This is a genomic window from Streptomyces incanus (genome assembly GCF_042656345.1).
Lineage (GTDB): Bacteria > Actinomycetota > Actinomycetes > Streptomycetales > Streptomycetaceae > Streptomyces > Streptomyces incanus.
Window position 1 is genome coordinate 1 of record NZ_JBHSPC010000102.1, and the last position, 7,156, is coordinate 7,156.

Genomic DNA, 7,156 nt, shown 5'->3' on the forward strand with positions numbered 1-7,156 from the left:
TGCCGCGAGCGAGAAATAAGGACACCGCACATCGACGTACCACGACTCGCTCTTCTCGAGGTGGTCGGTGACGTCGGGCCCGATCTGCGCCGGCTGGTCGCTGGTGTCGCGTGGGGCCTTGTGCCGGTAGGCGTCGGTGGCGGCCTGGATGGCGACGGCGCCGGCGATACCGCGGGCCTTCGGCTCGCTGTGCTCGGCGATTGCCGCGGTGTAGGCCGCGCGGTAGCCGTCGGGGTTGAAGTAGGGGGCGAGGGGCGTTGTCAAGTTGTCTGGAGGATGGCTGGCTGAGCGGGTGGCGGGGTCTGGTGGGGGCGGTTGCCGGCCCCGGGGCAGGCCGTGGTGGGCATGGCGGTGGTGCCGGTGATCTCGTTCCAGGTGGCGAAGCGGTGGTGCATTTCCGTGCGGTACTCGGTGGCGGTCATCCGGTGGCGGCGGGGCCGGAAGTGGGGCGAGATCTGACTGAACGTGGACAGGAACCGCTGGGCTGCCCGGGGCGACCGGAAGCCCTTCATGGCGCGTTCACGCTGCCGCGTTGGCTGGTGGGAATTCTCGGCCCGGTTGTTCAGGCCCTGGTGGGAGCGGTGCCCGGCCGCGGGCATCAGTGTGCGGTGGGCGGTGCCGTAGCTCTTCGGCTTGTCGGTGACCATCACTTGCGGGACCCGGCGCTGCTTCTTCATCAGCCTGGCCAGGAACCGCTTCGCGGCCCTGGCATCGCGCCGGGACTGGACGAGGATGTCCGGGACGTTGCCGTCCTGGTCGACGGCGCGCCACAGGTACCGCCACGCGCCGTTGATCTTTAGGTAGACCTCGTCGAGGTGCCACGTGTCACCGGCCTGGGGCCTGCCGCGGCGTAGTCCGGCCGCGTACTGGGGTCCGAACCGGGTGCACCACTGGCGGATGGTCTCGTGGGAGACGATGATCCCGCGGGCGAGGAGGAGCTCCTCGACCTCGCGGAAGCTGAGCGGGAAGCGGTGGTACAGCCACACCACGTGGGAGATGATTTCCGCCGGATACCGGAACCCTTTGTACGACGGCGCTGCGGCCTTCACCCCGCCCCTCCCCGAACCCCGTGAACCAACCGGAGATCATCCTGCCAGCAGGGCCCACAACAACCTGACAACGCCGGCGCAGACGATGATGGTCACCGGAGGGCCGATCCCCCAGATCCCCGAGGAGAATCTGGAGGTCTTCCGCAGGGCCGCCGAGATGGCGATGTGCTCCGCCTCCGCGCACCGACTGAAGGACCACTCCAGCACCTGGTCCTACGGCCGTTACTCCGTCCACTGGAAGTGGGGCGAAAGCGATCCCGAGCCGATCATCCTCGGTTTCGGCCGGGCCACCAGCGGATGCTTCAACGAGGTCGCCGGACAGTGGCAGGGCGATGGCCTTGGCATCGCGACCGCACGCATTCCGAGCGCCGACCAGAAGCGAGATCCGCGTCGCGGACAACACGGACAAGGCCATCACCGCGGCTTGGGACGCCGCCGTCGCGGAGGGCAACGGCAATGAGCCCTTCGTCACGGACGACGCCATCAACCTCGGCTTCGACCCCGTGGAGAAGGCGGCGTACGTATGGGCCTCGGACAGCTCCGGGGTCCTCATCGGCCGTGCCCAGCGCTCCAACTTCCAGGGTGTCACCTCGTCGACCCTGTGCCCCAAGCGGCTCGCCGAGTAAAAGGCCAACAAGATCTGGAACTACACCCGTTGGTCGGTGGCGGTGTATCTGGCAGAGGAGGCCGAGCCGGAGATCATCTCCTCGGGCATCTGTACCCCGTGAGGACGCGGGGTGGCGGTTGCGATGTGTCGGCTTCGTGTCAGTGCCGGTGGCCGGCAGTCACCGTCGGCCGCTGCCGGCCATCTTTCCGCTGGTCACCGTGGAGGCATGTGACGGTCCGTCGCTGACACGGGGATGACACGGGCATCGGATTTCACTGTCATGAGGCGATAGATCCCCAGGTGGTCTGCTGGCATGAAGCCGAGAGATCGCAGGTAAGAGGCCCGCCGTCACCCGCCGCTGGCCCGGGTGTCGGTTGTGCTGATGACGTTGCCGCGCCGACGGCTGCTGACCTTCCCGCCCTTCTCGGCGACGGCCTTCAGCGCCGCGAGCTCGGGCACTTCTTTGAGTGGCACATGGTCGACCTATAGTTGGCCTCATGAGTCGTTGGAGGGAGTTGACCGGGGAGACGTCCGGAGAGGACTACGCTGCACGGTTCGCGGCCCTGGCCCGTAGCGGGAAGGATGTGCACGGTGAGGCACGGTTCTGCGCAGCTCTCATGCCTGCCGGAGCGCGGGTGCTGGATGCCGGGTGCGGTACCGGACGGGTCGTGATCCGGCTTGCGGAGCTCGGGTACGACTGTGTCGGGGTGGATCTCGACGCGTCGATGCTGGCAGTGGCGCAGAAGCGGGCGCCGGGACTGCCCTGGTTCCAGGTCGATCTGGCCGGGTTCGAGCCGGACTTGCTCGGCATCGCAGCGGACTTCGATCTCGTGGTCGCTGCAGGCAACGTTTTCCCGTTGCTCGCCGCCGGCACCGAGGCCACGGTGGTCCAGCGACTGGCCGCGGCCCTGCGTCCGGGCGGCCTGATGGTCGCTGGCTTCGGCCTGGATGAAGCCCACCTGCCCGTGCCGCCCGGCATCACGCTGTCAGAGTACGACGACTGCTGCGCCGTAGCCGGCCTCACCCTCGTCGACCGCTTCGCCACCTGGGACGCCGCCCCTTACGACGGCGGCGGCTATGCCGTCAGCGTCCACCGCCGGTGAGGATGTGAGAGTTTGGCCTGCGGCCCGCGCGCCCCGACATCGTCGCGTACCACCCACGTGCCGTCGTCATCATCGGACGGTCCCATGACTGGGACGAAACGAAGTCGCATGCTCTACACGGGCTCAACAGCAGGATGAAGCTCTGCGGGTGCCGATTATTCATCCATCCTGGTCACGCAGCATGTTGGTACTCGTGAAGGGTTCCGCCGAGTCGATGTCGTCGATGGACTTCCAGGGGGTTGATCTGTCTGGGATCGGCGATCGGTTCGGGGAGTTGGCGGAGCGGAGCTGCTTGCCCCAGGGCTCGGTGCGGGCGGTGCTCGTTGTAGAAGGTTTCGAACTCGCGGAGCGCGTGCAGGAGGTGGCTCTGGTTCCAGATCAACGTGCGGTCGAGGAGCTCGCGCCGGCAGGTCTGTATCCAGCGCTCCATGAGGGAGTTCATCCGGGGTATCCGGATGCCGGTGGTGACGACCTCCAGGCCGGCGTCGGCCAGCAGGGCGTCGAAGGCGGCTGTGAACTTCGCGTCTCGGTCCCGGATCAGGAGCCTGGCCCTGCTGCCCGAGTCCTCCAGGTCCATGGCGAGGTTGCGGCCGAGCTGCACGATCCACTTCGCAGTCGGGTGCGCGGTGGCGCCCAGGATCCGGACGCGCCGGCTGGAGTGCTCGATGACGGCGAAGACGTACAGGCGCGCCCCGGTCAAGGTGCGGGTCTTGAAGAGGTCGCAGGCGAGCAGCGCGTCGGCCTGGCTGCGCAGGAAGTCGGCCCAAGTGGTGTTCTGCCATTCGGGTGCGGGTGGGATGCCGTGCTCGCGGAGGATCTCCCAGACGGTCGAGGCGGCGACCTCGATACCGAGAGCCGCGAGCTCGCCGTGGATCCGGCGATACCCCCACGACGCGTTCTCCCTAGCCAGACGCAGGACCAGGACGCGGATCGAGCGGACGGTGGGCGGGCGCCCACGCCGCTTCGGCGCACAGGTCGCGGCGTGGCGTCGCTTGAGCAGGTTGCGGTGCCACCGCAGGATCGTGTCCGGGCGTACCAGCAGTAGGAGGTGGCGCAGCTTCGCCCTCGGGAGGTGGTGGAGCAGGCCGGCGAGGATGGCGCGATCGGTGTCGGTGAAGGCGGGCTTGCCAACCTGGCGTTGCAGGACCAGCAGTTGGTGTCGGAGCGCAAGGATTTCGATGTCCTTGTCGCGGTCGCTCATCGGCAGCAGGCGCAGGAGTGCCAGGGTGTTGGTCGTGGCGAGGTAGGCCAGGCGCAGCAGCACGACCGATCATGATACCGTCCGCCCCTGCCCAGGTGAAGACAGCGGGGCGGCCGACGTCGCATCAGAGAAGGCCGATCAAGGCCGTGGCCTGAGCGGATGATTTATCGGCACCCGCAGTGCTGAGGCCAGCGGTTCGATGGGACGGCTGTGCCGGTATGGGGGAGCAGCCACCGTTTCGTGACGCTCGTTGCCCACGGGGCGGTTTTGCTTTCTTGCCGGCTCGTGGGTCCTGTCTACGTGGTGCTGGTGCCCCGGCCTGGCCCGTCAACCGGGCGGTGCCGGTCGTGCGCCTGTCCCGTCGCTGTTCGAGGTCGATTACCTCACCGTCGAACACGCGGAAATCTATGGCGGTCGCAGTAGACATTGGGTGGTGGTGTGGTTATGGTTTCTCTCGTAGTCGAGATCAACAGGGCCCGGCAGAGACGAGCTGCCGGGTAGTAGTACCCGCAGTCGCAGTGCGCAGGACGGTGCGGTGGTGGAGTTCCGGAGCCAGAGCGGTTGCAGGACGGCGACGGGACTGACGACCGGACCGGGTGGCCCGCGGTGATCAGGGGCCGCCGTGAGCAGCACCCCGCAGTGAAGTAAAGGGGCAGTACCTCGGTGAAGGCGTCGGCTGCGGGCGCGCGCACCGGGAGGTTCGGCAGTGGGGTTCCAAGCCAGAGCAGACGCAGGACGGGCGACGGGGCCGGCTGTCGAAGGGTGGCGCTGTCACAGGCCACCAGCAGTTCGCAGTATCAGCAGTACGCAGGAGAGCAGTACCAGCAGTAGGTAAGTGATTGATCCCAGAGGGAAGAACGGAGGAGCCGAGCGCCATCAGGATCGCCCGGGTCGAAGTCTTGAGCCCGGGTACCGCAGGACATCGATAGTGAGGTGGTCTCCGGTCAAGCAACCGCGATCCCCGCACCCCCGGCAGCATCTCGGTCGGGTCGGCGGACACAGAAGGCCGGCGCAGGACCAGGGCCGGCAGATGGTGTAGCAGTTCCTTCGGGGCCCCGGTGCCAATGGCACCAGGGCCCCTCCACGCGTTCCACAGAGAGGTGCAAGTGACAGCAGACGACTCCTTCGGCCGTCTCGATGACGACGACTACCCCGCCTACACCATGGGCCGGGCCGCCGAGATGCTCGGCACCACCCCGGGCTTCCTGCGCGCCCTCGGCGAAGCCCGCCTGATCACCCCGCTGCGCTCCGCGGGCGGCCACCGCCGCTACTCCCGCTACCAGCTGCGCATCGCCGCCCGCGCCCGGGAACTCGTCGACCACGGCACCCCCATCGAGGCCGCCTGCCGCATCGTCATCCTGGAAGACCAGCTCGAGGAGGCCCAGCGCCTTAACGCCGAGCACCGCCGCGCCGCCGAAGCGGCGAACCCGACGGCCGCGGCCTGAAACGGCGGAGACCTGCAACCCCCAGGAGCTGCGCGGCTGCCGCCCGGAAAGGGGCCGTCGACTGTCCGGGCGCCGGCCCCGGCCGGGTCGACCTGCGCCGCCACCACGGCCTGGCCGTGGAGGACTTCATCGCGGACCTTTGGGCGAGTGCCGTCACGGCGGGCCTGCCGCTGCGCGTCGACACGCCGGACGGAGGCTGGTGGGATGAGCCCCGGCCCTGACCAGCGCTACCACCTGACCATGATCGCGGCAGGCCGCCCGACAATGCACGGCTGGTGGGGGAGCGAGGCCGTGACCCGCAACAAGTTCGTCGCCTGGGTCGGCGCGTACGGTGCGCTGCCGGACGCCCGGGTCACCCTGGTCGATGAGGAGACCGGAGCGGTGTTGACGATGTGGCCGAACGAGGGGTGACCCCGCCCGCCATTCGGCCAAAAAACCCCGGTTCGCGACCGCGACGCGTGCGGGAAGGGTGCGCCGTGCCTGCGCCGGTATGACCATTGCACCCAGACGGGCGGCGCACCGGGGAAACAGCCGATCGCGCCCCGTCGGGGGCCGCTATCAACGGCTCATGCTCAACGCTGTGCTGCGCGGCATCGCCGCCGAAGGCCTGGGTGCGGTGTACTTCCGCGACGGCGGCCGGCGCGCGACCGGCCTGGCGGTGGAGTTCACCGACGTCGAGCACCTGGAGTTCGACCTGTAACGGGTGGCCCAGTGGTCGGATAACCGATCCTCGTGTGAGTGAGCGTTTCACTTGGCACCCGCGCCGTTCGGTTGGTGCCGTGAGCGCGTGACCTGTCGGGCAGCGAGCTCTGATACGGCTCTGGTCCAGTTGATCGTTCGCCGGCGTTGTCACGTTGTCGAGAGTGTCGGTGCTTGGCGGCGCGTCGGGGCGTGGCGGGGGCCGGGTTCCGGGCCGGTGCTCAGGCCTCGGCGGGCCGGCCGGCGGCGCCGGTGACTTGCTCCCAGATGGCGAAGCGGACGGTCATCTCGGTGCGGAAGTGGGCGGCGGTCATCAGGTGGCGGTAAGGCCGGAAGTGCGGTGAGATGCCGCTGAACGCGGACAGGAACCGCTGGGCTCCGCAGACGGAGCGGAAGCCTTCCATGGCGCGTTCCCGCTGCCGCGTGGGCTGGTGGGAGTTCTCGGCCCGGTGGTTCAGGCCCTGGTGCGAGCGGTGTTCCACCAAGGGCATGACCTGGCGGTGGGCGGCGCCGTAGGAGCGGAGCTGGTCGGTGACGACCACCCGCGGCACGGCCCCGATTCCTTTGAGCAGCCGGCGGAAGAAGCGCAGGGCCGCGGTCTTGTTGCGCCGGTTCTGGACGAGGATGTCGAGGACGTTGCCGTTCTGGTCGACGGCCCGCCACAGGTACTTCAGCTCCCCGTTGATCTTCACGAGCACCTCGTCCAGATGCCATTTATCCCTGGGACGCGGCCGACGGCGGCGCAGTCCGTTCGCATAGGCCTGGCCGAACTTCATACACCAGCGGCGGACCGTCTCATGGGAGACGAGCACGCCGCGCTGGAGCATCAGCTCCCCGGCCTCGCGGAACGACAGCGGGAAGCGGAAGTACAGCCAGACGCAGTGGGAGATCACCTCGACCGGGTACCGGTGCCCCTGGTACGACGGTGGCGCGCTGTTCACGGACGATCCCTCCCCGGCATGATCAACCAGAAGATCATTCCACCCGGTTGGTCAACGTGATGCGATGAAGGAGCGGGGCCTCCCGCTCCGGCCGGGTGCGGACGATGCTCG

Annotated in this window: 9 protein-coding genes and 1 pseudogene; 5 read left to right on the forward strand and 5 right to left on the reverse strand. The window is 68.4% G+C overall.

Annotation, left to right across the window (positions count from 1 at the left end):
* Both ACFP2V_RS30190 and ACFP2V_RS30195 read right to left on the reverse strand, forming a co-directional pair.
* Positions 1 to 264: pseudogene (locus ACFP2V_RS30190) on the reverse strand (hypothetical protein); the annotation flags it as partial.
* Positions 261 to 1,049 (reverse strand): IS6 family transposase, encoded by a 789-nt coding sequence (locus ACFP2V_RS30195; RefSeq protein WP_381218474.1) that lies wholly within the window; start codon positions 1,047 to 1,049, stop codon positions 261 to 263. The gene ACFP2V_RS30195 and the pseudogene ACFP2V_RS30190, both read right to left, overlap by 4 nt.
* 332 nt (positions 1,050 to 1,381) lie before the next feature.
* Here ACFP2V_RS30195 and ACFP2V_RS30200 point away from each other — a divergent pair, with 332 nt between their 5' ends.
* Positions 1,382 to 1,675: a hypothetical protein gene (locus tag ACFP2V_RS30200; protein WP_381218475.1), complete on the forward strand. Its 294-nt coding sequence runs from the start codon at positions 1,382 to 1,384 to the stop codon at positions 1,673 to 1,675.
* A 329-nt stretch (positions 1,676 to 2,004) separates the two neighbouring features.
* Here ACFP2V_RS30200 and ACFP2V_RS30205 read toward each other — a convergent pair whose 3' ends face one another.
* Entirely contained in the window at positions 2,005 to 2,130 is a 126-nt protein-coding gene (locus ACFP2V_RS30205; protein ID WP_381218476.1) for a hypothetical protein, read from the reverse strand.
* A gap of 23 nt (positions 2,131 to 2,153) precedes the next feature.
* Here ACFP2V_RS30205 and ACFP2V_RS30210 point away from each other — a divergent pair, with 23 nt between their 5' ends.
* Positions 2,154 to 2,759, forward strand: a complete 606-nt coding sequence (locus ACFP2V_RS30210; protein WP_381218477.1) for a class I SAM-dependent methyltransferase — start codon at positions 2,154 to 2,156, stop codon at positions 2,757 to 2,759.
* Between the two features lie 172 nt (positions 2,760 to 2,931).
* Here ACFP2V_RS30210 and ACFP2V_RS30215 read toward each other — a convergent pair whose 3' ends face one another.
* A complete protein-coding gene (locus ACFP2V_RS30215) occupies positions 2,932 to 4,023 on the reverse strand; it encodes an integrase core domain-containing protein (RefSeq protein WP_381218478.1) in 1,092 nt (363 codons plus the stop codon).
* 1,043 nt (positions 4,024 to 5,066) lie between these two features.
* On the opposite strand from ACFP2V_RS30215, the gene ACFP2V_RS30220 reads away from it, so the two are divergent.
* The 3 genes from ACFP2V_RS30220 (at position 5,067) to ACFP2V_RS30230 (ending at position 6,105) form a co-directional block, all read left to right on the forward strand.
* Positions 5,067 to 5,405, forward strand: a complete 339-nt coding sequence (locus ACFP2V_RS30220) for a helix-turn-helix domain-containing protein (protein WP_381218479.1) — start codon at positions 5,067 to 5,069, stop codon at positions 5,403 to 5,405.
* Positions 5,406 to 5,609: 204 nt separating this feature from the next.
* Positions 5,610 to 5,816, forward strand: a complete 207-nt coding sequence (locus ACFP2V_RS30225; RefSeq protein ID WP_381218480.1) for a hypothetical protein — start codon at positions 5,610 to 5,612, stop codon at positions 5,814 to 5,816.
* 157 nt (positions 5,817 to 5,973) lie between these two features.
* Positions 5,974 to 6,105 (forward strand): hypothetical protein, encoded by a 132-nt coding sequence (locus tag ACFP2V_RS30230; protein ID WP_381218481.1) that lies wholly within the window; start codon positions 5,974 to 5,976, stop codon positions 6,103 to 6,105.
* Positions 6,106 to 6,325: 220 nt separating this feature from the next.
* Here the strand turns inward: ACFP2V_RS30230 and ACFP2V_RS30235 are convergent, their stop codons facing one another.
* Positions 6,326 to 7,045 carry an IS6 family transposase gene (locus tag ACFP2V_RS30235; RefSeq protein ID WP_381218482.1) on the reverse strand — a complete coding sequence of 240 codons (720 nt, stop codon included), beginning with the start codon at positions 7,043 to 7,045 and terminating at the stop codon, positions 6,326 to 6,328.
* Between the last annotated feature and the right edge of the window lie 111 nt (positions 7,046 to 7,156).

Bases quoted from the DNA above. Each gene is read 5' to 3' on its own strand.
- ACFP2V_RS30200 (WP_381218475.1), top strand. From the start codon at position 1,382: ATGGCCTTGGCATCGCGACCGCACGCATTCCGAGCGCCGACCAGAAGC.
- ACFP2V_RS30210 (WP_381218477.1), top strand. From the start codon at position 2,154: ATGAGTCGTTGGAGGGAGTTGACCGGGGAGACGTCCGGAGAGGACTAC.
- ACFP2V_RS30225 (WP_381218480.1), top strand. From the start codon at position 5,610: ATGAGCCCCGGCCCTGACCAGCGCTACCACCTGACCATGATCGCGGCA.
- ACFP2V_RS30230 (WP_381218481.1), top strand. From the start codon at position 5,974: ATGCTCAACGCTGTGCTGCGCGGCATCGCCGCCGAAGGCCTGGGTGCG.